Source organism: Leisingera sp. S132 (assembly GCF_025144465.1).
In the GTDB taxonomy this organism is placed as follows: domain Bacteria; phylum Pseudomonadota; class Alphaproteobacteria; order Rhodobacterales; family Rhodobacteraceae; genus Leisingera.
Genome location: NZ_CP083553.1, coordinates 484,460 through 508,150 on the forward strand (window position 1 = coordinate 484,460; position 23,691 = coordinate 508,150).

Sequence of the window (23,691 nt, forward strand, 5' to 3'; positions counted from 1 at the left end):
TCAGGTGTTTTGAAAGTCGTCAAGCGCCGCGCGGAAGCGCGCGAGGTTGGTGGCGGTGTAAGCCGCGTAGTCAAAGTCGATTTCGGAAGTGATCTCGGAGACCATGCTCCACATGGTCTCGCGCAGGAGCGACGCGCATTTCATGGCGCCGTAGCGGTGCAGCAATCCGTCACTAACAGGAGCCTCGAAGTAGGTTTCCAGCAGCCAGTGCTCCTGCTTCTGCGACAGCCCGTTGTTGGAAGCGAGCCCGCCGAGGTCGAACAGCGGCGAGTTGAAGCCGGCATAATCGAAGTCGATCAGCCAGAGCCTGCGGCCATCGTCCAGGAAATTGCCGCACAAGAGGTCGTTGTGCCCGAACACGATGTCGAAAGGGCCTGCCGCCTTCTCCAGGCTGTTGCCGATGCCCGCCAGTTCCAAGGCCAGCGCCGCATACAGGCTGTCCTTGTCCCGCAGGGTGGCCGCATAATCCCGGATCACATGAAACACCCAGAACACCAGCGCCGGGCCGCGCAGATGCCCGGGCACATCGCGGTGGCAGGATTTCACCACTTCCAGTACCCGCGGCAGCATTGCCGGATCGCGCACGTCCGCCTCGGTCAGGGTACGGCTTTCGATGAACTCCAGCACCGTCAGTCCGCCTTCGGCATGCAGCACCGCAGGCGACAGGCCCGCCTCATGGGCGGCGCGGCTGGCGGCCAGTTCGTTGAAGCGCAGCACCTGATGCAGCGGGATGTCGTCGCCCGCCCGCACCACGTATTTTCCGGCGCTGTCCTCAACCAGGTAATTCTCGTTGGTGATGCCGCCTTTCAACGGGTCAACGGTGATATCCCCCTGCCAGATGGGCAGTGCGCGGATTTTGTGAAGCAGGTCGGATTGGCTCATGTTCTGCTCTCCAGTCCAAAGCGGATGCGGGCACCGCGGGCGCCGGCATTGACCAGCCTGTCGGCGATGATGGCGATAAAGGCGATGGCAAGCCCGGCGACCAGGCCGCGACCGGTGTCGGCTTTGGTCAGGGCAATATAGACCTCCTGACCCAGGTCCCGGGTGCCGACCAGCGCGGTGATCACCAGCATCGAGAGCGCGAGCATGATGGTCTGGTTGATGCCCAGCAGGATCTCCGGCAGCGCCATCGGCAGCCGCACCAGGCGCAAGAGCTGCCATTTGGTGCAGCCGGATACCAGGCCTGCCTCGATCAGCTCAACGCTGACGCTGCGCATCCCGTGCGCTGCATAACGGACGGCCGGAGCCAGCGCATAAAGGACAATGGCGATCATCGCGGTGAAGTCGCCAACCCGGAACAGCATCACAACCGGGATCAGGTAGACGAAGCTGGGCAGGGTCTGCAGGGTGTCGATCAGCAGGTTGATGGCGATGCCCGCGCGGCGGTTCAGCGCTGCCAGAACGCCCAAGGGCACCCCGATCAGCGTGGCGAGGATCACCGAAGCGCCGCAGAGGTAGACGGTGACCATCGCCTTGGCCCACAAGCCGCTGACGGCAATCAGGGCAGACATCGCACCGCACATGGCGGCCAGCTTCCAGCCGCCCGCACGCCAGCCCAGCAGCGTCAGCATAGCAATGGCCCAGGGCCAGGGAATGCCCAGAAGGGTTTTCTTGATCGGCAACAGAAACCAGTGGAGGAAGAACACCTTCACCGACTCGAACACATCGAAATAGTTCACGTTCAGGTATTTGACGGCGTCGTTCCAGAACGCGCCGGTGGTGATGGTCTGGCTTTGCGGGTAGTCCAGCAGCAGGGGCGAGAAGCGGCCCAGCACCCAGGTGACTGCCAGCAGGCAGAGTACCAGCACCGTGCGCTTGTTCCGGGCGGTCCAGGAACCGGGAGCGGTGTGGCGGACCTGGCCCATGCGCTCTGCGAAGGCCTGGCTCAGCCGGTCCACCGCAATGGCCAGCACCACGATGGCGATGCCCGCCTCGAAACCTGCGCCGATATCGAGCCGGCGCAGCGCCGCCAGCACGTCGAACCCAAGCCCGCCCGCGCCGATCATCGAGGCGATGATCACCATGTTGAGCGTCAGCATGATCACCTGGTTGACGCCGACCATCAGGCTTTGGCTGGCCGAGGGCACCAGCACCCGCCACATCAGTTGCCGCTGCGTGGTGCCTGCCATCCGCCCGAAGTCGAGGATTTCCGGGTCGACCGCCTTGAGCGCCAGAATGGTGATGCGGATCATTGGCGGGGTGGCATAGATGATGGTGGCGACCAGCGCCGAAACCGGGCCAAAGCCGAACATGAACAGGATCGGCACCAGATAGGCGAAGATAGGAATGGTTTGCATCAGGTCCAGAAGGGGAGAGAGGATGCGCTCGCCCAGCGGGTGGCGGTAGGCCCAGATGCCCGTTAGCAGCCCGCCTCCTGCGCCGATCGGCACCGCGATGAGCACCGAGGCCAGCGTAACCATGGCGCTGTCCCATTGGCCGAAAACCGCAAGATAGGCGAAACAGGCGCCGACAAGTGCGGCCAGCCCCCAGCTGCGGCAGTAATGCCCCAGCGCGATCACCGCGCCGGTGACGGCAATCCAGCTGGCGGCAGGCAGCAGAACCTGCGGCTCAGGGCCGGAGCCAAACAGAAACCCTTGCGCCAGAAGGTTCAGTGCCAGTTCATAGGGCTGTTCAATCAGCCAGGCGATGGTGCGGGTCGCATCGGTGAAGGAAACCGGGCCGATGGCTGCCTCCTCCATCAGCCAGGCCATGGCAGCAGAGATGTATGTGTCGAACGGGATATCCCAGGAAGGCGGAACCTTGACCAGCCAGCGCGCATCCAGCGCCTTGGCCAGGTCGCGCCCGAACCATCCCAGCAGAATGGTGGCCAGCACCAGCCCCCAGGCTGCGGTGCTCTGGCAGGTCGGGCGCACCCTCATGCCGCCGTTTCCTTGCCGAACAGCACCCTGGCGACCGCCACCCGGCCAATGCTGCCGACGATCCGGCCGGCCGCGTCGCATACCGGACGCGGCGCATCCGCGGCGATAATCTGCTCCGCGACCTCCGACACGCGGGCTGTCGCGGGAACCGGCTCCCCCTCGCCGCTGCCGGGGGCCATGATGCCGCCAACCGTCAGCACCTTCGAGCGTGGGATGTGGCGGGTGAATTCGGCGACGTAGTCCGTGGCCGGGTTCAGCACCAGTTCCTCCGGGGTGGCGACCTGAATGATTTCGCCATCCTTCATGATCGCAATGCGGTCTGCGAGACGCACGGCCTCCTCGAAGTCGTGAGTGATGAAAACGATGGTTTTGTGCAATCGCGCCTGCAGGCGCAGGAATTCGTCCTGCATTTCGCGGCGGATCAGCGGATCAAGTGCCGAGAAAGGCTCGTCCAGGAACCACAGGTCCGGTTCCGTAACCAGCGAGCGGGCGATACCGACGCGCTGCTGCTGGCCGCCCGACAGCTCGCGCGGGTAATAATCCTCGCGGCCTTTCAGCCCCACAAGTTCCACGACTTCCCGGGCCTTGGCTTCGGCTTTGGTCCTGGCGGCAGCCTGGACCGTCAGCGGGAACATGACATTCTGCAGAACGGTCAGATGCGGCAGCAGGGCGAAGTGCTGAAACACCATGCCCATCTTGTGGCGGCGGATTTCGATCAGTTCCTGTTCGCTGGCAGTCAGCAGATCAACGCCGTCAAACAGCACTTCGCCGCCAGTCGGTTCGATCAGCCGGGACAGGCAGCGCACCAGGGTGGACTTGCCGGAGCCGGACAGCCCCATGATGATAAAGATCTCGCCTTCCGCAATGTCGATGCGGGCATCGCGCACCGCGCCGATGATGCCTGCCCGGCGGATGTCCTCGCCGCTGGGTGCCGGGTTGCTGCTGAGGAACTCTCGCGCGTTGGCGCCGTAAAGTTTCCAGACATTGCGGCAGGATAATTTAGTTTTGGGTGTCATCACGCAGCTCCGGGCCCGGCCCGCAGGGGCAGCCGAGGAAAATTGACGGGACAGAAGAAAATCCGGAGCCGCCTTAGAGCATAAGGGCAGCCCCGGAAGAGTGAGATCAGTTGCTGATCCAGCCGGACCAGCGGTCCTTGTTCGTAGCCATCCAGTCAGAGACGACGGTGTCGATATCCACACCTTCCAGATCCGCCTTACCGACCATCGCGCTCATTTCCTCGTTGCTGAGGTTGTAGCCCTGGATGATCTCGTAGGCACCCGGCCATTTCTCGGGCAGGCCGGCCCAGGCGGCTTTCCAGATTGGGCCGCGTGGTTTTCCGCAGTCATAGGCCTTGTCCGGGTTCACCCCAACCGACGGATCGGAGTAGCATTCCGCCGAATAGGCCGGGAACTCGACGAACTCGCCGTCGTATTTGGCCGGCGCCCAGTGGGGCACATAGACCCACAGCATGATCGGGTCCTGCCGCTGGTAGGCCGATTCCAGCTCGGCAAACAGCGCCGCATCAGTGCCGGCGTGAACCACTTCAAACTCAAGCTCCAGCGCCTCGACCCGCTCTTCGTCAAAACCGCCCCAGGTCACCGGACCGCCGACATACCGGCCGTAGGGAGAGGTTTCGGCGGTCGCAAATTCTTCGGAGCAGTCCTTCAGGGCCTGCCAGTCGGGAAGGCCTGGGCAGCGGTCCTTCATATAGGCTGGGTACCACCATTCCTCGATCGCCATCAGGCCGGTTTCGCCTGCGTTGATCACCTTGCCGGTGGCGGTGGCTTCATCCAGTGCTTCGCGCCCGGTGGTTTCCCATATCTCCATGGCCAGGTGCAGGTCCCCGGTCTTCAGCCCAGCAAATTGCGCGATGTAATCCGCTTGGACGTATTCGACGTTGTACCCTGCCTCCTGCAGGATGCTGCCCATGATCTTGGTGTTGATCAGCTGGCCGGACCAGTCGTGCAGCGTCAGTCTGATTGGATCAGCGGAGTCTGCCGACCAAGCAGAGGATGCGGTAACGGTGGCCGTCAGCGCCGCGGCTCCCAAAACTTTTAGGTTCTGTCGCATGTGGATTTCCCTGTTGTGTGGTGTTGTGTGCGATTCTTGGCGTCGCGTAAGGAGAGCGTGCAGTTTTCTTGGCTTTTCGTCAATAAAAACCACAGAAAACAACAAGAAGTCGCTTGGTTTGTCTATTTCGACGCTTGAATACAAGACTTCGTGTTGCATTTTGTGGCTTTTTTAAATAGGGCTTAGGCCACGGCAAGAACAATCCACTGCTAGTAAATGAACCAGAAAACCACCAACCAGCGAGAAGAAGAGATACTGCGCGAGCTTCATCGCGCAGGAGGGTCCTGCCGCGTGAGCGCGCTGGCGGAGCAGCTGAGCGTCTCCAACGAAACCATCCGGCGCAATGTAAAAACTCTTGAGGAACGCAGAATAGTACGCAAGGTGCATGGTGGTGTGCATCTGAACGAAGACGTCATCGAACCGCCATTTGAAAACCGCCTTAGTGCACATGCGGATGTGAAAACTGTACTGGCCCAGGCAGTGGCGGAGACGATCAGCGACGGAGACTCAGTGTTTCTGGATATCGGATCGACAACGGCCTATGTCGCGCTGGCACTCAGAAATCACAGCAACCTGTTTGTGGTAACGAACTCTGTTTTTGTTGCTCAGACGCTGGCTATGCGTAACAATAACCGGGTTTTTTTGGCGGGAGGCGAACTGCGTGCTCATGACGGCGGCGCCTTCGGCGCAGAGGCGCTGGACCTCGTGCGGCGCCTCAATGTTCAACTGGCGGTGTTCTCGGTTGGCGCGGTGAGCAGCGAACTGGGCTTCATGCTGCACGATCTTGAGGAAGCGAACATTGCGCGCATCGCAGCTGAGAACGCGCAGGTTTGCATTGTTGTGGCGGACAGCGGCAAGTTCAACAAGCGCGCTCCGGTCTCTCTCGACAAGATGTCGGCAATCGACGTCTTCTTCACCGACAGCCCCCCGCCGGATGGCATCAGGGCCATGCTGGATAAGCATGAGATCGAAACCGTCGTTGTCAAAAGCGAAGGCGGGTAAGGCGGTCCGGCAAAACTGGCGGCAACCAGCAAAGTATTTTCCCACGCATAACAGCTGTAATCTAAGGACGTGCACATTGGCTTTAGGTTGGTGATCTGCTCTCTGAACTCACACTGAGCAGCGCATCCCTTTCCTAGCCAGGTACTGTCGTGCCAGCACGCGGGCCGTTCCGATGAACCGCTGGTTGCGGACCTTGGATCCGGGTTCATCCATCCGGTTGATAATCCAGCCGGCATAGGTTGCCGACCGCAGCAGGATGAACAGGTCGAGCGCGCCCAAGTCGATCACCCGCACCGACATGTAGCCGGCAATCAGAGCATCGCGCAGCGCAGGATAATCGGTCTCCCGCATGTTCTTGAGCAGAGTGGTGGCCAGGTCGAACAGCCGGAAGCCGAAACCGCTGTCGTCAAAATCGATCAGCTGCAGCTTGTCCCCTTCCGCCATCACGTTCTCGCGCACAAGATCGGCATGGATAAGGCCATAATCCAGATTGCCCTCCAGCCGTTGCAGTTCCGCATTCGCTTCGCTGCGCAAGGCAAGGAACAGCGCGCGGTCCTCTTTGGTCATGCTGGGATTTTCCCAGAACCGGCCCCAGAGCGGGTCTTCGCCAAGAAGGCCTTCGCGGTCCCAGGACCAGCGGCTGAAACCCTCGGGAAGTGTCCAGCGGTCGGAAACCGCGTGCAGCCGGGCCATTTCGCGGCCTATGCCGTAGAACAATGCGTTACGGTCAGCTGTGTCCAGATCTGCGCCTGTCTGGCCGATCGGGGCGCCGGAGAGCCAGGTCAGCACATCCACCTGGATCCCGTCCGCGACATGCAGAAACGCGCCGGAGGCCGAGGGAATGGGGGCGGGCACATGCAAGCCGCCCTCCGCTGCTGCATTCATCCACTGAAGCTCCGACCACAGCTCTGCATCGGTGCGGTAGCCGGGGCGGTGCAGACGCAGGGCATAGGCGCGCCCGGCATGATCGACCCGATAAACCTGGTTTTCGCGGGTGGCAATCAGGCGGGTTTGCGCACCCTGCATCCCCCAGAGGGAGAGGGATGCCGTCACGGCTGCAGTAGTCATGGCTGCACCGGCGTTTCGGCCAGAACCTCGTCCAGAGTGTTGAACAACAGGTCCGCATTTTCCTTGGAGAACGGCATTGGCGGGCGGATTTTCAGGGTGTTCCTGTGGCGGCCCAGCTTGGAATGGATGATGCCGCGGTGGCGCATGGCGTTGATCACCCGGTCGGTGAAGGCAGCGGCCGGTTCCTTGGTGGACCGGTCGAGCACCATTTCGGCGCCAAACACCATGCCGGAGCCGCGCACGTCGCCGATGACCTCGTATTTCTCCTGCAGCGCCTTCAGCCGGGCGCGGGCATGGGCGCCGACCGCCTCGGCATGGGCCAGCAGGTTCTTGTCCTCGATCTCCTCCAGCACCGCCATGGCGGCGGCACAGGACACCGGGTTGCCACCGAAGGTGTTGAAGTAGCGGTAGCCGGAGCGGAAGGTGTTAAGGATCTCGCTGCGGGTGACAACGCCGCCGACCGGGTGGCCGTTGGCCATCGGTTTGCCCAGCGTCAGCACATCCGGCACTACGCCCATCTTCTGATGCGCCCACATATGGGTTCCGGTGCGGCCAAAGCCGGACTGCACCTCGTCGCAGACCAGAAGGCCGCCGGCCTTGCGCACCACCTCTGCCGCGGGCTTCAGCCAGCCGTCGGGGTGGTTCGGGAAGCCCTCGTTCAGGAAGAACGGGCAGACAACCAGCGCGGCGAAGCCGGTGCCGGCCTCTTCATGCGCGGCGATCTGCTCCGCTACGGCGGCGGCAAATCTGGTGCCGTCAGGGTCCGGGTTGCGGTAGCTGTCAGGGGCTTCGGCAAAGCGGAAAAACTGTTCCAGCCCGAAGCCGACGGTTGGAGGATTGGAGCAGCTGAGCTGGCTGACCAGCGCGGTGTTGCCGTGATAGGTCGCGTCGGTGGCCACGATGCCACGCTTGCCGGTCATTGCTTCCGCCATGCGCAGGGCGATGTCATTGGCCTCTGATCCGGTGCAGGTCAGAATGGCCGTGTCGAGTGAGGCATCCATGGTCGCAGTCAGCTTCTCCGCATAATCCAGAATGCCGTCGTGCAGATAGCGTGTGTGGGTGTTGAGCGTGGCTGCCTGCCGGCAGATCGCCTCGACCACACGCGGGTTGCAGTGGCCGACATGCGGCACGTTGTTGTAGCAGTCCAGATACTTTCGCCCGTCCGCGTCCCACAGCCAAACGCCTTCTCCCTTCACGATATGCAGCGGTTCTTCATAGAAGGTGGAGACATTCGGCCCAAGGAGCCGGGCGCGCCGGTTGATGAGGTTCTGGGACCTGGCGGGCATGGGCATGGCGGTTTCCTGTTTTAAAGTTGTATCCAAGCGGACTTCAGGTCGGAGTACTTCTCCAGGGCGTGCAGGGATTTGTCATGGCCATTGCCGGACTGCTTAACGCCGCCCAGGGGCACGGTCAGGTCGGAACCGCCGTAAGTGTTCACATGCACGATGCCGGCGCGGATGCCTGCCACCATCCGGTGCGCCCGGCTAAGGTTTGCGGTCCAGACCCCGGCAGACAGCCCGTAGGTGGTTGCGTTGGCCAGGCGGATGGCATCTTCTTCATTCTTAAAGGTGGTGACGGCCAGCACCGGGCCGAACACCTCGTTCTGGAACAGATTGTCCTGCGGCTTCACGCCCGTCATGATGGTCGGCTGCATGTAGAAGCCGCCGGTTTCCTGAAGGATGCGTTTGCCGCCGCTGCGCAGCTCGGCGCCCTCGGCCTCGGCGCGGGCGGCAAATTCCAGATTGGCCTCCAGCTCCGCCAGCGAATGGACCGCGCCGATTTGGCTGTTCAGGTCGAGCGGGTCGCCGACCCGGAGGGCCTCTGCATGGCGGCTCATTTCGGCAATGAAATCCTCGGCAATGTCTTCCTGCACCAGAAGCCGGGAGCCCGCGACGCAGACCTGGCCGGAGTTGCGGAAGATGGCTGCGGCGGAAACTTTGGCCGCCTCAGCGAGATCCGGCGCATCGTTGAAGATGATGTTGGGGGATTTGCCGCCCAGTTCCAGATAGCAGCGCTTGAGGTTGGAGCGGGCCGAATACTCCAGCAGCCGCCGCCCGGTGGCACCGGAGCCGGTGAAGACTATGATGTCCACATCCATGCTGAGCGCCAGGGTCTCGCCAACGACGCTGCCCTTGCCGGTCACCACGTTGAACACCCCCGGCGGAACACCGGCCTCAATCGCCAGTTCGGCGATTTTCAAGAGGCTGAGCGAGGCGCTTTCGGCCGGCTTCAGGACAATCGAATTGCCCGCCGCCAGCGCCGGGGCGATTTTCCAGGAGCCGATCATCAGCGGGAAATTCCAGGGCACGATGGCACCGACCACCCCGACCGGCGCATGATGCACCAAGGCCAGCACGTCATCTGCCGTTGGCGCAACCTGACCGTAGACCTTGTCGATTGCCTCGCCGTAGTAGCGGAAGGTGGCAGCGGCTGACAGCGCTTCGGCTTTGATTGCCATGCTGATTTCGGTGCCGTTGTCGCGCACCCCTAGAACTGCCAGTTCCAGCGCCCGCTCCTCGATCAGGTCGCCGAGCCGCATCAGCACCTTTTTGCGGGCGGCAGGGGCCATGCGAGCCCAGTGCCCGGCCTCAAAGGAAGCCCGTGCGGAAGCGATGGCACGTTCCATGTCGGCAGATGTTCCTTCTGCCAGCTCCGTCAACCGCCGGCCGTCGATGGGTGAAGTCACCTCAAGCGTGCCGCCCCTCAGGGAGGCCTGCTGCTTGCCATCAATGAAATGTCCCTGCACCGGCACCTCCAGCTGGCGGAGGGCGTTGATATCGTTCTGGTTCAGCATGCTGTTACCCCTGCTGGCTGGAATGTTCGTAGTCCGGCCCGAGCGGCTCCGGCTTTTGCTTGGCCTTCTGTTCACGGATCAGAGTGCGGATGTGCAGCACCAGGATTCCGATGATCATCACAAAGATGATCGCGGCGATGGGGCGGCTGATGAAATCGAGAGGGGTTTTTACCGCCGCCATTGCGGCCCGGAGCTTGACCTCCATGATGCCGCCCAGGACCATGCCCAGGATGATCGGCACAATCGGCAGGTTCAGCCGTTTGAGGATCAGCCCGAACACCCCGAAACCGGCGGCAATCGCGCAGTCTGTGATCGAGTTGCGCAGCGAATAGACGCCGATGAAGGACAGGATCAGGATCATCATGCCCAGGAAACGGGTCGGGATCTGGATGATCTTCAGCAAGAGGTTGGTCGAGAACAGCAGGAAGACAAGCACAATCACGTTAAGCAGGATCAGGGCCATGTAGATCGCCATCACAAAATCCAGCTGGGTCTCGAACAGCTGCGGCCCCGGAATGACGTTATGCACATAGAACACCGACAGCATCATCGCGGTTAGCGCCTCGCCGGGGATGCCCAAGGCCAGCAGCGGGATCATTGCCGCACCTGGGACAGCGTTGTTTGCTGCCTCAGATGCGACAAGGCCTTCGGGAGAGCCGTTGCCGAAGGCGTCCGGAGTTTTCGAGGTTTTCTGAGCGTAGGTGTAGGACAGGAACTGTGCAGTGAATTCACCGACGCCGGGGATCATGCCCATCAGCACGCCAAGGGAGGACGAGACGGTTGCGATGCGCTTGATCCCCAGCAGCTCTTTCATGCCCGCCAGCATACTGCCCTGCACATGGGCTTCCTCCGGGGCATGGTCTTTTTCGATCAGAAGCAGAAAGGCCTGGCTGAGGGCAAAGAGGCCCAGCACCACGACGATCAGGTCGAACCCCGACGACAGCCAGGATTGATCGAAGGTAAAGCGCTTGGTGTATTTGACCGGCTCCAGCCCGACTGTGTTCAGGAAAATGCCGAAACAGGCCAGCATTCCAGCGGCAAATGTCTGGCCGCGGTGCGCCACCACCACCAGCAGAATGCCCATGAAGGCAGCCAGAAAGATCTCGCGGCTGCCGAAATGCGGTGCGACCAGCGCCAGCAGCGGCGCCAGCAGGATCAGGCAGATGACAGAGAAAATGCCGCCGAAGAAAGACGCCGTATACGCCAGAGAAAGTGCCCGATGGCCCTCTTTGCGCTTGGTCATCGGATAGCCGTCATATGTTGTCAGCGCATTGACTGGCGTGCCGGGGGTATTGATCAGGATGGCCGGGATTGCGCCGCCATACATCGAGCTTCCATAGATTCCCAAGAGCAGAGTCAGCCCGACAATGGGCTCAAAGGCAAAGGTGGCGGGCAGCAGGATAGCAATGGCAACCGCAGGCCCGACACCCGGCAGGGCACCGATGATGACACCGCCGATGGAGCCTATGACCAGTGCGGCAACGACGTCCCATTGAGCGAGGATTTGCAGACCGGAGAGCAGAGTGTCCATAGCGTCCTCAAAGGTAGGTCATAGCAAAGGCGCGCAGCGCTTCGGGCAGATGCTGGTAAATTTCGCCTGCAGGAATTTTGACTTGTAAAAATCCCCGGAAGATCAGCGCAACACAGGTGGCAAACAGCGTGGCAAGCGCAAGGTGCAGAGGGCGGCGGAAACCTGCACGAAGAGTCAGGAACAGGGCAAACAGGATGGTTGACGGCAGGTAGCCGAACAGCGGAACAATCGCGACATAGGCCAGGAAATAGAGCACATACTCTAGCGATCTGAGCCAGAAAACAACCTCCTTCAAGCGGCCGGAAATCCGGGGGGAGACCATTGAACCCAGAAGGTGGAATGCGCCAAAGACCACCATGCCCCAGACCGCAACGCTGGGCCACAAGGACGGCTGGCCGAACCACTTAGTGCGCTTCACCCATTTCGTCTGTTCACCCAGCTGGCTCAGCAGGAACAGCGCGAACAGCAGGAACATCACGGCAAAAACCAGATCGCCGGGCCGCCGGTAGCGCTGAAAAAGTTCCTGAAAATATTTGATGCGTGTCATCGCTGCGTCCTCCTCCTGCCGCGGCGGATGCCGGGGCGCATTGCAGCGCCCCAGGCTGCATTAGTCGCCCACCAGCGCGTTGATTTCGGCCAGATCAGTGATGTCTTTCTCGATCTGCTGGGAAGAACTCTCTGCATCCTTCCAATAGAGCAGCACGCCGGTTTCCTTCATCAGGTTTTGCGCCGCCTCGGTTTCCAGCGTGGCCTGGGCGGCGGCGGCGATCTTGCCGCGTGCATCTTCCGGGGTGTCCTTGTGCACAAACAACCCGTTCCACAGCGACAGTTCCAAGCCCGGAACCACCTCGGCCATGGTCGGCACATCCGGGGTGAGCGCGGTGCGCTCGGAGCCGATGCTGGCCAGGATCTTGATGTTGTCCATGCAGGGCAGAAGGGTTTGCAAGGTGCCGTTGACAACGTCCACGTCGCCCGAGGCCAGCACATTGCAGTCAAGCAAATCGTAAGCGGCTTCGCTGGTGAAATCGAAGCCGGATTTGATGGCGGCGGCAAAGGTCACCTTGGTGGGGGCCAGGAAGGTGCCGTAGTGACCCAGCGACACGTCATTTTCCGCGCCATAGGCCGAAAGCTCTTCCCAAGTGTCATAGGGTTTTTCCGCCAGGGTTGCGACCACAAACGGATAGGTCAGGAAGATGCCGACTGGATCAAATGGATTGGGGGCCAGTTCCGGGATGCCGATTTCGGGGCCAACCACCGGCACCCCGATCACGAAAGACCCAACGGTGTAGCCATCTGCTGGTGCGCTGGCCACTTCAACGGCGCCGGGGAACGGTCCGCCGCCGCCGCCTGGCTTGTTCACCACCGCTGCCGGGACGCCGTACATCTCCTGGAACTTGTCGGCGATCATTCGGGTCAGCACATCCTCGAGGTCTCCCGGCGGCCAGGGCACCACGAAGGAGACCGGCTTCTCCGGGTATTCCGCCATCGCGGCAGTGGCGCTGAGCACGGCGGCGGCAGCTGCAAGTTTGAGTTTCATAGTTTCCTCCCTTTTGAATACCTTATCTGTTGGTCACGCCTTGCCTCTCGGGACAGCTCCTTCCGCTACCCAGCGGTCCAGGATTTCCAGTGCTGTTCGGGTGAAGGCGGGGTCGTTGATGTGCGCCTCCAGCTCTGTTGCTTGGACAGAGGGGGCAACGGTTGCGCTTAGCTCAGTGGTGAAGGCCTCCAGTCCTTCAGGATCGTGGCAATCGCCGCCGGGGCGGTCCCACTCCTCGATCCCGCCTTTTGGAATGATCAGATGCGTGGGGGCTTTGCTCTCGCCTATCCGCCGGTTCAGTTCGCGGGCGATGCCGCGGCGTTCTTCGGCGTTGTAGTAGGTGTTCTTGACCAGTTTGTTGTGGGTGTGGATCGGGCGCCCCTGGAACTGCGCCGGGATTTCCTGCCAGCCGGCAAAGTCGATCAGGTCCATGCAGCCGGGCGCGACGATTTGCGGGATACCTGCACGGCCGGCCGACAGGTGCCGGTCGCGCCCGGCATTGACCACTGAGCCAGCCAACAGGTTGCCCAGTTCGCAGCCTGCGAAATCCATAACACAGACAAAGCCGTTCTGCGCCGCAATCTGCTCAAAAGCCATGCCGCCCATGCCCATGGCATGAAAAACAGCTACCTCGTAGCCGCGCTGCTCCAATTCCGGTTTCAGGGTCTTGATGTATTTGAGGCAGGAGGTGCCCAGCGATGTGACGCCGATCACCGGCCGCCCGCTGACCGCAGGTTCAGCGGCCTTGGCCGCGCCCAGCACCGCCCCCGCCGCCTGAGCCAGCGAGGAGCGGCAAATGCTGTTCAGCCCATACAGGCCGCCTGCCCAGAGGATCATCTGGATATCAGGAGACAGCCGTTCTGCCGGGATCAACGCCGAGAAGGAAACAGTGGAGACAACATATTTCGGCAAACCCACCGGCAGCGCCTGGCAGACGTCCAGGGCCAGATCGGTGCCCATGGTGCCGCCCAGGATGATCACACCGTCGATGCCGCCGTCACGGTGCAACTTCTGCGCAAGGGTACAGGCGCCGGCCGACATGATGTTCATCGCCACATGCTCGCTTCCGCTTTCAATCGCGGTCTCAATCGAACTGCCGCCGGCCTTTGCCACGTCATGCTTGGAGAAATCCGCCGGCTGCTCCCGGTTGCCCAGCACGCTGACATCCAGTGTCAGTACGCTGCCGCCCAAGGCGCATATTTTTTGCGCTAGAAACTCCAGCTCAGCGTTCTTGGTGTCGTATGTCCCTATGACCAGTATTGTTTTGTCAGCCATTGCGCCCTTCCTCCCGCTGGTGGCTTCAGCCCCGCATGATTTTGCCCTTGGGGTCGTAGTAGGGCGAGAGTTGAACATTCAGCGGGTACATTTTGCCTGCAATCTGCACCTCAAAGCCGCCCTCATCGATCCAGTCCTTGCTGACCCCGTCTTGGCGGTGGAGGCTGGCGAGCCCGACCATCGCCTGCAGCCGGAACCCCCAGTCGCCCGAGGTCACATGACCCACTATTCCGCCATCTTTCCACACAGGTTCGTTGTGGATGAGATAGGGCCCCTCCTTGGCACCGACACCTTCGGCGATGCAGGAAACGGTCCTGTTCTGAGTCGCCGGGCCGCCTTTTTTCTGCGCGGCCAGCCTGGCTTTGCCTAGGAAGCCGTCCTCCTTGCCAAGCGCCACTGCAAAACCGAGACCGGTTTCAAAGGGGGTGTCGTCTTCGCCGATGTCGTGGCCGAAATGGCGGAAGCCTTTCTCCAGGCGGCAGGCGTTCATCGCAAACATTCCCATGTGGCGCAGGTCCAGCGGTTCCCCTGCTTCCAACAGCGCCTCGTAGACACCGGCCGCAAATTCGGAAGGCATCAGCAGCTCATAGCCCAGCTCGCCCAGGAACGACCGCCGGATAGCCCATCCGCGGGAATATCCCATGTCGATCTCCTGCGCCGCACCAAAGGGGAAGGCTTCGTTCGAGAGGTCATCACCCGAGATTGCTGACAGGATCTCCCGCGACTTTGGGCCGTGAATGGATATCAGGCCATGGGCTGAGGTGGCGTCGAAGATCTCGAACCGCCATTCCGGGTCGGCGTGGTCGCGGATCCAGGCCTGATCCCGGATCTGGCTGGGGTGGCCAGTGATCACCATGAAACACTCCGGAGCCGTGCGGATGATGGTGACATCCGCTTCGATCCCTCCGCGAGAGTTCAGGAACTGGGTGTAGACCGAGGAGCCGGTTGCCACGTTTATCTCGGCGCCGCAGACGCGGTTCAGGGCGCGCACAGCATCCGGGCCTTGAACCTGAATCTTGGCATACATCGATTGGTCGATCAGCACTGCCGTGTCCCGTGCTGCCAAGCATTCGGTCTCGACATGCGGCGACCAGTCCTTCCACCACAGGTTCGGCTCCTCATTCCAGCCCTGCTGGCCCGGATCGTAATACATCGGCACTTCCCAGCCGATCCGTTCGGCAAAGGCGGCGCCTGCCGCCTTGAGGCGGTCATGCAGCGGCACCCGCCGCACACCGCGGGCGCTGTGGATCTGGCGGCCGGCCCAGGAGACGCCGTAGTGAAAGCCCACTGATTCCGCGCTGCGATCGTGGTTGTACCTGGTGTTGCGCTGGAACGGATGCGCCCGGCGCGCCAGCATCGGTCCCATCCCGCGCGAAGGCTCGCCGTCAGACATCCATTCGGCCATCGTCAAGCCAACTCCGCCGGAGTTCAGAATGCCGTTGGAGTTCATCCCGGCAGCGATAAACAGGCCCGTAATCTCGCTGGTGGGGCCGAGGTAGGGGCGGCCGTCGGGCGTGAAGCTTTCAGGGCCGTTAAAGAAGGTCTGAATGCCCATTTCGCCCAAGGCAGGCATCCGTTCGAACATCTTCTCCAAGTTCGGCTCCACATGCTCCATGTCAAAGGGCAGTTCGTCGAACTCGAAGTCTTCAGGAATGCCGTCAGCGCCATAAGGCTTGCCGTGTTTCTCGAAGGAGCCGATCAGCAGCTTGCCGGTGTCTTCCTTCCAGTAGGTGCGTTCTTCGGCAATGTTCAGGACCGGCTGATCCTTCGGCAGACCTTCCAATGGTTCCGTCACGATATAGAAATGCTCGGTTGCGTGCAGAGGAACGGTGACACCATGCGCCTTTGCAAACTGATGGCTCCACATGCCGCCTGCCAGCAGAACCTTACCGGTCGAGATTGCGCCCTTATCTGTTTCCACTCCGGCAATTTTACCGTTGCGGATGATTAGCTGGGTTACCTTAGTGTCTTCGAACGGCTGTGCGCCCAGAGCTTTGGCGCCCTTGACCATGGCGACGGTCACGTCCAGCGGGTTTACTTGGCCATTGGACGGCACGAAGAAGGCAGATTTAACGTCTTCGGTTTCGATCCAGGGCCATTTCTCCTGCAATTCTCCGCGGGACAGCAGAAAACTTTCGATTCCCATGCGGACAGCGTGGTCATGGCTGCGCAACAGCTGCTCGTGCCGCACATCGCCAATTGCCAGATTGATGGTGCCATTGGGTTTGTAGCCGGTGGCTTGGCCAGTTTCTTCCTCCAGCTCACGGAACAGGCGGGCAGTATATTTGCCCAATTCGGTTTGGGCGGTGCTGTCGCGCAGCTGGCCGACGATCCCTGCCGCGTGCCAAGTGGTGCCACTGGCGATTTTGCGCCTTTCGACCAGAACAGCAGGTACTCCACGCTTCGCCAAGTGGTACAGCGTCGAGACACCGATGATGCCGCCACCGATGATAACCACAGGGGCTTTCCCCGGGAGATTTTGATCCATCAATTCGTTCCTTCAGCCCGCTGGTGCAGGCGATCCGCAGGTTTCCGACCGGGAGCCAAGAGGCGCCAAGGAGAGCAGATTTCAGCCGTTCTGATGCAGATCTTGTGGCAGAAAGATTCGATTCACAGAAATATTTCGCACCAAAGGTGCGTTTATTGCACCGATCGTGAGGCCGGGCTGTGCGGCGACGGTGCTCCGGTCAAAGCGGTCTCCAGCTGCCGGATAGCGGCTCCCAGCAAAGCTGCCAGTTCCGCTTGACGGGCGGCATCCAGGTTCAGGTCAGGAACCGCAATCGCTATGGTGCCTGCCGGGTCCTTGCCATCGGTGAAAAACGGCATCGCCACGCTGGCGACCCCGATCTCAACGGTGTTGCGGGCGCACGAATAGCCGCGGTTCCGGGTTTCACGGAGCACATCTCTCAGCTCAGCTTCATCGGTCACAGTGAAGCGTGTCAGTTTCTCCCGTTTCAGATCCAGCAACCGCTCCCGGGTGTCGTCAGAACAGAATGCCAGAAACGCCAGTCCGGAAGAGGAAGAGTGGTAAGGGTAGGTTTCCGCAGGCTGAAGATTTATCACATTGCCGCGTGCAGGCAGGGTGAACGAAGCGGTCCCCAAGCCCACTGCTCCTGGAATGCCGACATGCACGGTTTCATTTGCTTGTGCGGACAGCCACTGTGTCACTACTTGGGTTGCCTTTACCATCGGTACCGTGGCCTCGCGCAGCCGCGCCAGAGACAGGAAGGCGTGGCCCAAGCGGTATTTTCGGGTTTCCGGGTTCTGTTCGATGAAACCGTGCTTGATCAGTGAAAGAAGCAACCTGCGCGTCACGGCTTTGTCTTGATCTGTGGCGCGGGCCAAGTCGTTCAAACCGATTTCAAGGTTCTCCAGCGAAAACTGGCGCAGCAGAAACATCGCCTTGTCCACGGTTTTCATTGGACCTCCATCGTGCAATTCGGTTCAGCATGTTTGGCTGGAGCCAAGCTTTGGGCGCTAAAGTACCACATGGCAGAGGCGGATACCGAAATTTCCGCACTCTAGGTGCGCTTAAAGCACCTTATCAATTGCATCCTGCAAGGCGCCTCGAAGTAGGGCATTTTGCAACCTGTTATCTGCTGCTGATTAAGGCTTGGGTTCACAGCAAAAGCCCCAAAAAATATTCCTGTGCGGTGATCCGGCTTCAACATCGGTTCGTAACCAGACTATGGTGACACTGAATTTGGATAGGCCGCCGGGAGAAACAATTGTGCTTCGGGCAATCCCTGAGGACAATGACGCTGTGCCCAAAGATCAGTCGTTTTCGCAACTTACCCTTTGGCTCCTTGCCGTGCGCGATCAGCGTGACAGGGGGGCATTCGAAGACATGTTTGATTATCTGGCGCCGCGGCTGAAGGGATTTGTCATCCGGTGCGGTGCGAGGCCCGCGCTGGCGGAAGAAATAGTGCAGGACGTCATGCTTACCATTTGGCGGAAAGCCGCGCTGTTTGATCCGCACAGGGCGCAGGCCTCGGCTTGGATTTATCAGATCGCCCGCAATCGCCATATCGACATTGTCCGCAAGGAAAGCCGGCCCGTGCCGGATGAACTGGGAGAAGACACCTGCACCGAGCCAGATGCGAGTCAAATACTGGCTTTGGAGCAGGAAGCGGAGCAGTTGAAGCATGCCATTGCGCAGCTGCATCCCGATCAGAAAGAGATGATCGTAAAGGCCTATATGGGTGAGCTGACGCATCAGGAGATCAGCAGTCAGACCGGCCTGCCGCTTGGAACCGTAAAATCGCGCATTCGCCTGGGACTCGGGCGGTTGCGCAAGGAACTAAAAGGATTGCGTTGAATGCCTGCAATCACTCACCACATCCCCGACGCGATGATTGCGGCCTATGTCTCCGGCAACCTTCCGCACGCCTTCTCCATGGTGGTTGCTTCCCACTTGTCCTATTGCCGCGGCTGCCAGGCGGCGCTCGGCGCGCATCGGGTCGCTGGCGGAGCGCTGCTTGAGGCAGGGGAGGGCGTGGCTGTTGATACAGGCCTGAAGTCGAAGGTACTGGCCGCACTTGATGCGCCTGTTGTTCCGGAACCGGTCTTCGAGGCTAAGGGGATCTTCCCGGGCCCTGTCATACAGAGCCTGAAGGGGCGGCCGCCGCGCTGGAAGACACTCGGAATGGGCGTGAAGCAGGACATTCTTTTTGAAGACAATGAAGGGTCTGCCCGCCTGCTGTTCATCCCGGCCGGTCAGGCGGTGCCTGATCACAGCCACAATGGTCTGGAGCTGACACTGGTCCTTCAGGGGAGCTTCAGTGATGAGACCGGGCAATTTGGTGTCGGTGATGTCGAGATTGGTGACGAGAACCTGGAACATACTCCGGTTGCAGATGCGGGCGTTCCTTGCATTTGCCTGGCTGCTACCGACGCTCCGCTGAGGTTCAGAGCTTTCATGCCGCGCTTGCTGCAGCCGCTTTTCCGGATTTGAGACGAGATTGATAGGGGTCAGGTCCGGCACGCCCCTCATTTCCTGCGGTAGAGAATCCAGTCGGGAAGCAGATGAAGCGCCTTGATCGCATAGGAAAAGGGGCGCGGGAAATCGGTGCGGAAGCGGCGCGACCGCATCGCCGCAACCACATGGCGGGCAGCTTCATGCGGCTCAAGCAACTGGGGCATCCGGAAGCTGTTCTTGTCCGTCAGGCGGGTTCTTATGAAGCCGGGATTGACCAGACGGACTGTGACGCCACTGCCCTTCAGGTCATGGCGCATGGTTTCCGCAAGGCTGATCAGTGCCGCCTTGCTGGCGCCGTAGCCGATTGATGCAGGCAGCCCCCGGTAGCCGGCCAGAGAACCGACAAGTGTGATATCTCCGCGCTTTTGTCTGACAAAGCCGGGCACCACTTCCCCAAGAACCCGCAGCGCGCCTGTGAAATTCACATCGCTCATCTTCAGCACGGTGCTGCTGTCCCAGTCCTGGGTCCGCATCGGTTCATAGGCGCCCGCATTGTAGATCACGCCATCCAGCGGCCCGGCGGTGCGGGCGGCCTCTGCAACCGCGTTTAAATCTGTCACATCCACAGGCAGTGCAATCGCATGGCGCAGTTCTTGTGCCAGTTCCTGCAGCGCATCTTTGGAACGGGCCGACAAGATCAGCCGGGCCCCTTCATGGTCCAGCAGGCGTGCAGTCTCACGGCCCAGCCCGTGACTCGCCCCGATCAGCCAGTAGGTCTTAGCTGCAAACAGCGTCACGCCTCTTTCTCCGAGAATGTTGCACTGTCGGAAATCAGGGGTTCCGGCGGATTTGGTTTCTTCAGGAAGGGTGCGCGTTTGACCCAAAGCCGCAGTGCCTGCCAGTAGATCAGCACGACTACGCGGGCCGCGCCAAGCGGCCGGCGCAAGGCGGCGCTTAGAAGTCCGCCAGTAGTGACGGGCTTGCGCAGGCCATTCAGCGTCGCCAGAACCCCTTCTTCGCCATTGGTATAGGAAATCCGGATGTTGAAGGCTTCCTCTGTCATGCCGAAATTGAAGCTGTAGCGGCCTGCCACCTGTTGAAACGGCGAGACATGCATCAGCTTCTCGGCCTCAATCACTTCGCTGCGCCGGATCGGCCGGAAATCCGGGTGGGCGGCGAAGTAGCAGTGCCGGTGGCCGAAGGTGTTGTTCACCTCAGCAACAAAGGCCCGCGGGCTGCCGTCCCTCACCGCGATCCAGAAACTGACCGGGTTGAAATGGAAGCACAAAAAACTCGGCTGGGTCAGCAGCAGCAGCTGAGCGCCCTCAAGAGGGAAACCGCGCCGCTTCAACTCCTCGCGGAACCACGCAATACCGCGCCCGTTGCCGCGCGGTCCGCCGTGGCGGCGGTCATGGATCGAAAACAGGTTGAAACGGTTGCGCGATAAAAGCGGCGGCGCTCCTAGACTCAGGTCTGTCAGAATAAAGTCGACGCCATAGCGGAAGGCGTTTTTCAAACTTCCCTTGCGGGCGTGAAAAGTCTGGGCTGCCACGTGCTCAATCATGAAACGGATACGCCTGCTTTGCCGTCCCGGATCACCCGTCTTGCAGTTTTTTCGCGAACAGAGTGATCCGGTTTCTTGCCTGTGGCGTATCCGGTCAGAACAACAGCAAGGAAAACAGACAGATGCTGGATCAGACGCAGGGACGCCGCCGCAGGATTGCCATTGCCGGCGGTGGGATTTCGGGGCTTGCCGCAGCTTACTACCTGTCTGCTTACCACGACGTGACCCTGTTTGAAGCCGCCCCACGGCTGGGCGGCCACGCACGCTCAGTCCTGGCCGGGCGGAACGGGGATCAGCCTGTCGATACGGGCTTTATCGTATTCAATTATGCCACCTATCCGTATCTAACCCGATTGTTCCGCGAACTGGATGTACCGGTCATCAAGAGCGACATGAGCTTCTGCGCCAGCATCGACGACGGGCGTCTGGAATACGGGCTGAACAGCCTGCGCTCGCTGACCGCCCAGAAACGAAACCTGTTGCGTCCGCAATTCCACGGGATGATCGCGGATATCCTGCGGTTCGGCAAACAGGCCGAGGCGGCCGCCACCGATGACGAAAAGACCATCGGCGAGCTGGTGGAGGAACTGGGCTTGGGCAGCTGGTTCCGATATCACTACCTGATGCCGATGTGCGGTGCGATCTGGTCCACTCCTGTCGGCGACGTTGACGCCTTTCCCGCCAAATCCCTGGTCCGCTTCTTCCGCAATCACGCACTGCTCGCAGGCACTGGCAAGCACCAATGGTGGACAGTCAAGGGTGGCAGTATCGAATATGTCCGGCGCCTGGAGGCAGCGCTTCTAGCCCGCGGCTGCGCGATCCGCACGTCCAGCCCGGTTCAAAGTGTTGTCCGGCAGGCGGATGGTGTTTGGGTTCAAGTCCAGGGTGAAACTTCGCACCGCTTCGACGATCTCATCCTTGCCTGCCATTCCGATCAGGCGCTGGCCATTCTGGGTGGGGATGCCCGGCCCCAAGAGACGTTGGCGCTGGGGGCAATCCGTTATCAGCCGAACACGGCTGTTTTGCACTGCGATGAAGCGCAGATGCCGAAACGGCGCGACTGCTGGTCCAGCTGGGCCTACCGCAGTCAGGAGGGCCGCGTCGGTGTGACCTACTGGATGAACCGGCTGCAAAACATTCCTGACTGCGATCCTCTGTTTGTGACGCTGAACCCCACCCGCCCCATCCCTGCGGACAAGGTGTACGATCAAGTGGAGTTTTCACACCCTGTTTTCGATAAGGCAGCCCTGCGTGCCCAGCATCAGATTCAGGCGATACAGGGCCAGAATGGCACCTGGTTTGCCGGCGCCTACAACCGTCACGGTTTCCACGAAGACGGTATCGCCAGCGCCATGCGGATTGTCCGCAGGATGAACCCCCTCACCCTTCAGAAGGCCAAAGGAACAGACCATGGCATTGACAGACAAAGCGCTGCAGTCGGAATTTCTGAAAACCTGCGCGCAACTGCGTGAGGGACAGCTGACACTGCGCACTCCGGACGGCGCGCGCTATGACTTCGGCGAAACCGGACCTGAGGCCGAAATGCAGATAAACGATTGGGCCGCAGTTTCCGCGATGGCGGCACACGGTCAGGTCGGTCTGGGCGAGGCCTATGTGCAAGGCTTGTGGGATACACCGAACATTGAGGGGCTGATGCAGCTGGCGATGCGCAACCGGGACCACCTGGGCAGCTACGATCAGGCAAGCACTGTGAACCGCGCCAAGTACCGTATCGTCGACACCCTCTTGCGGGCCAATTCCAAGCGCGGCGCCCGTAAGAACATCCGTGCGCACTATGACGTCGGAAATGAGTTTTACCAGTTATGGCTTGATGATGGGATGACGTATTCTTCCGGCATTTTCGGTGCAGAGGGCGACGATCTGGCCCAGGCGCAGACGCGCAAAAATGCCCGCATCCTGTCGCGGCTGGGGGATGGCGAACGGGTGCTGGAAATAGGCTGCGGCTGGGGCGGTTTTGCCGAGCAGGCCAGTACTGAGGGCCGCGATGTCACTGGCGTCACCATTTCGCGCAACCAGCACAGCTATGCCGAAAGCCGCCTGGACGGACGCGCTGATATTCAGCTGTGCGATTACCGTGACATTGATGGCAAGTTCGAAAACATCGTCTCCATCGAAATGATCGAAGCGGTTGGAGAGCGTTATTGGCCGGACTATTTTGCCAAGCTCAAACAAAGTTTGGCCGAAGGCGGCCGGGTGCTGCTGCAGGCGATCACAGTGCGCGACGATTACTTCTCAACCTACCGCACGTCCTCCGACTATATCCGCCAGTATGTCTTTCCCGGCGGCATGCTGCTGTCCGGCGAAGTGATTGCTCAGCAGGCAAAGTCGGCTGGGTTGCAGGTCACGGACAAATTCGCTTTTGGCCAGGATTATGCCAAAACCTGCCGGATATGGGCGCAGCGCCTGGCAGCTCAAAAGCGCCGGGTTGCAGAGCTGGGTTATGGAGAGTCGTTCTTCCGCAACTGGCAGTACTACCTGGAAATTTGCGCTGCCTCCTTTGCAATTGGTCACACCGATGTTGTGCAGGTGGAGCTGGCTCATGCGTAAGATGCTCCTGACCCTGTGGCTGCTGACTGTGCCCGCTGCAGGTCTTAGCTCTCCGGTGCAGTCACTGCTGCCAGGGGCGGAACAGCGCGGTTCGGCCACTTTCCGGTTATTCGGCTTGCCGGTTTACCAGGCCCGGCTGTTCACACAGGATGCGGGGCCACTGGACTGGGCGCAGGACTTCGGGATCGAACTCACCTATCAGCGGCGTCTGAGCCAGGACGATCTGGTCGAAGCCACTCTGGCGGAGATGCAGCGTCTTGGGCACAGTGCTCCGAGCCGTGGCCGGTTTGAGACCTGCTTCCAGGACGTTGCCCCCGGCGACCGCTATTTGGCCGTCAGCCATGGTCCGGACAGGGTCCGGTTCCTGCGCAATGGCCGCACTGCTTGCACCCTTATTCAGCCGGGTATCAAGCGCGGCTTCATGTCGATCTTTGTCGGCGAAAACACCCGGTCAGCCCGGTTTACCCGTGCGCTTTTGGGCTGAT

21 protein-coding genes are annotated in these 23,691 nt (G+C 60.8%); 6 read left to right on the plus strand and 15 right to left on the minus strand.

Annotated elements, in window-relative coordinates; genetic code table 11:
* The 4 genes from K3725_RS02365 to K3725_RS02380 form a co-directional block, all read right to left on the minus strand.
* Positions 1 to 882, minus strand: coding sequence for a phosphotransferase family protein (locus K3725_RS02365; protein WP_260017270.1), 882 nt, complete (start codon positions 880 to 882; stop codon positions 1 to 3).
* On the minus strand, positions 879 to 2,879 hold the full coding sequence (locus K3725_RS02370; protein WP_260017271.1) for a proline/glycine betaine ABC transporter permease: 2,001 nt from the start codon (positions 2,877 to 2,879) through the stop codon (positions 879 to 881). The genes K3725_RS02365 and K3725_RS02370 overlap by 4 nt, the downstream gene beginning before the upstream one ends.
* Positions 2,876 to 3,895, minus strand: coding sequence for a glycine betaine/L-proline ABC transporter ATP-binding protein (locus K3725_RS02375; RefSeq protein WP_260017272.1), 1,020 nt, complete (start codon positions 3,893 to 3,895; stop codon positions 2,876 to 2,878). Before K3725_RS02375 ends, K3725_RS02370 begins: the two co-directional genes overlap by 4 nt.
* 106 nt (positions 3,896 to 4,001) lie before the next feature.
* Complete coding sequence (locus K3725_RS02380) at positions 4,002 to 4,949, minus strand: ABC transporter substrate-binding protein (RefSeq protein WP_260017273.1); 948 nt, start codon at positions 4,947 to 4,949, stop codon at positions 4,002 to 4,004.
* A gap of 216 nt (positions 4,950 to 5,165) precedes the next feature.
* On the opposite strand from K3725_RS02380, the gene K3725_RS02385 reads away from it, so the two are divergent.
* Positions 5,166 to 5,951: a DeoR/GlpR family DNA-binding transcription regulator gene (locus K3725_RS02385; protein WP_260017274.1), complete on the plus strand. Its 786-nt coding sequence runs from the start codon at positions 5,166 to 5,168 to the stop codon at positions 5,949 to 5,951.
* Positions 5,952 to 6,059: 108 nt separating this feature from the next.
* Here the strand turns inward: K3725_RS02385 and K3725_RS02390 are convergent, their stop codons facing one another.
* The 9 genes from K3725_RS02390 to K3725_RS02430 all read right to left on the minus strand — a co-directional run bounded on the left by K3725_RS02390 (position 6,060) and on the right by K3725_RS02430 (position 17,576).
* Positions 6,060 to 7,019 (minus strand): phosphotransferase enzyme family protein, encoded by a 960-nt coding sequence (locus K3725_RS02390; RefSeq protein ID WP_260017275.1) that lies wholly within the window; start codon positions 7,017 to 7,019, stop codon positions 6,060 to 6,062.
* Complete coding sequence (locus tag K3725_RS02395) at positions 7,016 to 8,305, minus strand: aspartate aminotransferase family protein (protein ID WP_260017276.1); 1,290 nt, start codon at positions 8,303 to 8,305, stop codon at positions 7,016 to 7,018. Before K3725_RS02395 ends, K3725_RS02390 begins: the two co-directional genes overlap by 4 nt.
* A gap of 20 nt (positions 8,306 to 8,325) precedes the next feature.
* Positions 8,326 to 9,813 carry an aldehyde dehydrogenase family protein gene (locus K3725_RS02400; RefSeq protein ID WP_260017277.1) on the minus strand — a complete coding sequence of 496 codons (1,488 nt, stop codon included), beginning with the start codon at positions 9,811 to 9,813 and terminating at the stop codon, positions 8,326 to 8,328.
* Positions 9,814 to 9,817: 4 nt separating this feature from the next.
* Complete coding sequence (locus tag K3725_RS02405; protein WP_260017278.1) at positions 9,818 to 11,344, minus strand: tripartite tricarboxylate transporter permease; 1,527 nt, start codon at positions 11,342 to 11,344, stop codon at positions 9,818 to 9,820.
* 7 nt (positions 11,345 to 11,351) lie between these two features.
* Positions 11,352 to 11,891, minus strand: a complete 540-nt coding sequence (locus K3725_RS02410) for a tripartite tricarboxylate transporter TctB family protein (RefSeq protein ID WP_260017279.1) — start codon at positions 11,889 to 11,891, stop codon at positions 11,352 to 11,354.
* Between the two features lie 60 nt (positions 11,892 to 11,951).
* Positions 11,952 to 12,881, minus strand: a complete 930-nt coding sequence (locus K3725_RS02415) for a tripartite tricarboxylate transporter substrate-binding protein (protein ID WP_260017280.1) — start codon at positions 12,879 to 12,881, stop codon at positions 11,952 to 11,954.
* Positions 12,882 to 12,914: 33 nt separating this feature from the next.
* Positions 12,915 to 14,156, minus strand: coding sequence for a Tm-1-like ATP-binding domain-containing protein (locus tag K3725_RS02420; protein ID WP_260017281.1), 1,242 nt, complete (start codon positions 14,154 to 14,156; stop codon positions 12,915 to 12,917).
* A 25-nt stretch (positions 14,157 to 14,181) separates the two neighbouring features.
* The gene (locus K3725_RS02425) at positions 14,182 to 16,644 is read right to left on the minus strand and encodes an FAD-dependent oxidoreductase (protein ID WP_260017282.1); all 2,463 of its coding nucleotides are present in this window, start codon (positions 16,642 to 16,644) and stop codon (positions 14,182 to 14,184) included.
* A 152-nt stretch (positions 16,645 to 16,796) separates the two neighbouring features.
* A complete protein-coding gene (locus K3725_RS02430; RefSeq protein ID WP_260017283.1) occupies positions 16,797 to 17,576 on the minus strand; it encodes an IclR family transcriptional regulator in 780 nt (259 codons plus the stop codon).
* A gap of 268 nt (positions 17,577 to 17,844) precedes the next feature.
* Between K3725_RS02430 and K3725_RS02435 the strand changes: the two genes are divergently transcribed.
* Together K3725_RS02435 and K3725_RS02440 are read left to right on the plus strand one after the other, a co-directional pair.
* Positions 17,845 to 18,474, plus strand: a complete 630-nt coding sequence (locus K3725_RS02435) for a sigma-70 family RNA polymerase sigma factor (RefSeq protein WP_260018552.1) — start codon at positions 17,845 to 17,847, stop codon at positions 18,472 to 18,474.
* Complete coding sequence (locus K3725_RS02440) at positions 18,475 to 19,110, plus strand: ChrR family anti-sigma-E factor (protein WP_260017284.1); 636 nt, start codon at positions 18,475 to 18,477, stop codon at positions 19,108 to 19,110.
* Between the two features lie 35 nt (positions 19,111 to 19,145).
* Here the strand turns inward: K3725_RS02440 and K3725_RS02445 are convergent, their stop codons facing one another.
* On the minus strand, positions 19,146 to 19,871 hold the full coding sequence (locus K3725_RS02445; RefSeq protein WP_260017285.1) for an SDR family oxidoreductase: 726 nt from the start codon (positions 19,869 to 19,871) through the stop codon (positions 19,146 to 19,148).
* Positions 19,868 to 20,638: a DUF1365 domain-containing protein gene (locus tag K3725_RS02450; protein WP_260017286.1), complete on the minus strand. Its 771-nt coding sequence runs from the start codon at positions 20,636 to 20,638 to the stop codon at positions 19,868 to 19,870. The genes K3725_RS02445 and K3725_RS02450 overlap by 4 nt, the downstream gene beginning before the upstream one ends.
* A 122-nt stretch (positions 20,639 to 20,760) precedes the next feature.
* Between K3725_RS02450 and K3725_RS02455 the strand changes: the two genes are divergently transcribed.
* Genes K3725_RS02455 through K3725_RS02465 form a run of 3 tightly spaced genes read left to right on the plus strand, consistent with a single transcriptional unit; the run spans position 20,761 to position 23,690 of the window.
* The gene (locus tag K3725_RS02455; RefSeq protein WP_260017287.1) at positions 20,761 to 22,110 is read left to right on the plus strand and encodes an NAD(P)/FAD-dependent oxidoreductase; all 1,350 of its coding nucleotides are present in this window, start codon (positions 20,761 to 20,763) and stop codon (positions 22,108 to 22,110) included.
* Positions 22,049 to 23,206: a cyclopropane-fatty-acyl-phospholipid synthase family protein gene (locus tag K3725_RS02460; RefSeq protein WP_260017288.1), complete on the plus strand. Its 1,158-nt coding sequence runs from the start codon at positions 22,049 to 22,051 to the stop codon at positions 23,204 to 23,206. The genes K3725_RS02455 and K3725_RS02460 overlap by 62 nt, the downstream gene beginning before the upstream one ends.
* Positions 23,199 to 23,690: a hypothetical protein gene (locus tag K3725_RS02465; RefSeq protein WP_260017289.1), complete on the plus strand. Its 492-nt coding sequence runs from the start codon at positions 23,199 to 23,201 to the stop codon at positions 23,688 to 23,690. The genes K3725_RS02460 and K3725_RS02465 overlap by 8 nt, the downstream gene beginning before the upstream one ends.
* The last annotated feature ends 1 nt before the right edge of the window (position 23,691 follow it).

Bases quoted from the DNA above. Each gene is read 5' to 3' on its own strand.
- K3725_RS02365 (WP_260017270.1), bottom strand. From the start codon at position 882: ATGAGCCAATCCGACCTGCTTCACAAAATCCGCGCACTGCCCATCTGG.
- K3725_RS02370 (WP_260017271.1), bottom strand. From the start codon at position 2,879: ATGAGGGTGCGCCCGACCTGCCAGAGCACCGCAGCCTGGGGGCTGGTG.
- K3725_RS02375 (WP_260017272.1), bottom strand. From the start codon at position 3,895: ATGACACCCAAAACTAAATTATCCTGCCGCAATGTCTGGAAACTTTAC.
- K3725_RS02380 (WP_260017273.1), bottom strand. From the start codon at position 4,949: ATGCGACAGAACCTAAAAGTTTTGGGAGCCGCGGCGCTGACGGCCACC.
- K3725_RS02385 (WP_260017274.1), top strand. From the start codon at position 5,166: ATGAACCAGAAAACCACCAACCAGCGAGAAGAAGAGATACTGCGCGAG.
- K3725_RS02390 (WP_260017275.1), bottom strand. From the start codon at position 7,019: ATGACTACTGCAGCCGTGACGGCATCCCTCTCCCTCTGGGGGATGCAG.
- K3725_RS02395 (WP_260017276.1), bottom strand. From the start codon at position 8,305: ATGCCCGCCAGGTCCCAGAACCTCATCAACCGGCGCGCCCGGCTCCTT.
- K3725_RS02400 (WP_260017277.1), bottom strand. From the start codon at position 9,813: ATGCTGAACCAGAACGATATCAACGCCCTCCGCCAGCTGGAGGTGCCG.
- K3725_RS02405 (WP_260017278.1), bottom strand. From the start codon at position 11,344: ATGGACACTCTGCTCTCCGGTCTGCAAATCCTCGCTCAATGGGACGTC.
- K3725_RS02410 (WP_260017279.1), bottom strand. From the start codon at position 11,891: ATGACACGCATCAAATATTTTCAGGAACTTTTTCAGCGCTACCGGCGG.
- K3725_RS02415 (WP_260017280.1), bottom strand. From the start codon at position 12,881: ATGAAACTCAAACTTGCAGCTGCCGCCGCCGTGCTCAGCGCCACTGCC.
- K3725_RS02420 (WP_260017281.1), bottom strand. From the start codon at position 14,156: ATGGCTGACAAAACAATACTGGTCATAGGGACATACGACACCAAGAAC.
- K3725_RS02425 (WP_260017282.1), bottom strand. From the start codon at position 16,644: ATGGATCAAAATCTCCCGGGGAAAGCCCCTGTGGTTATCATCGGTGGC.
- K3725_RS02430 (WP_260017283.1), bottom strand. From the start codon at position 17,576: ATGAAAACCGTGGACAAGGCGATGTTTCTGCTGCGCCAGTTTTCGCTG.
- K3725_RS02435 (WP_260018552.1), top strand. From the start codon at position 17,845: ATGGTGACACTGAATTTGGATAGGCCGCCGGGAGAAACAATTGTGCTT.
- K3725_RS02440 (WP_260017284.1), top strand. From the start codon at position 18,475: ATGCCTGCAATCACTCACCACATCCCCGACGCGATGATTGCGGCCTAT.
- K3725_RS02450 (WP_260017286.1), bottom strand. From the start codon at position 20,638: ATGATTGAGCACGTGGCAGCCCAGACTTTTCACGCCCGCAAGGGAAGT.
- K3725_RS02455 (WP_260017287.1), top strand. From the start codon at position 20,761: ATGCTGGATCAGACGCAGGGACGCCGCCGCAGGATTGCCATTGCCGGC.
- K3725_RS02460 (WP_260017288.1), top strand. From the start codon at position 22,049: ATGGCATTGACAGACAAAGCGCTGCAGTCGGAATTTCTGAAAACCTGC.
- K3725_RS02465 (WP_260017289.1), top strand. From the start codon at position 23,199: ATGCGTAAGATGCTCCTGACCCTGTGGCTGCTGACTGTGCCCGCTGCA.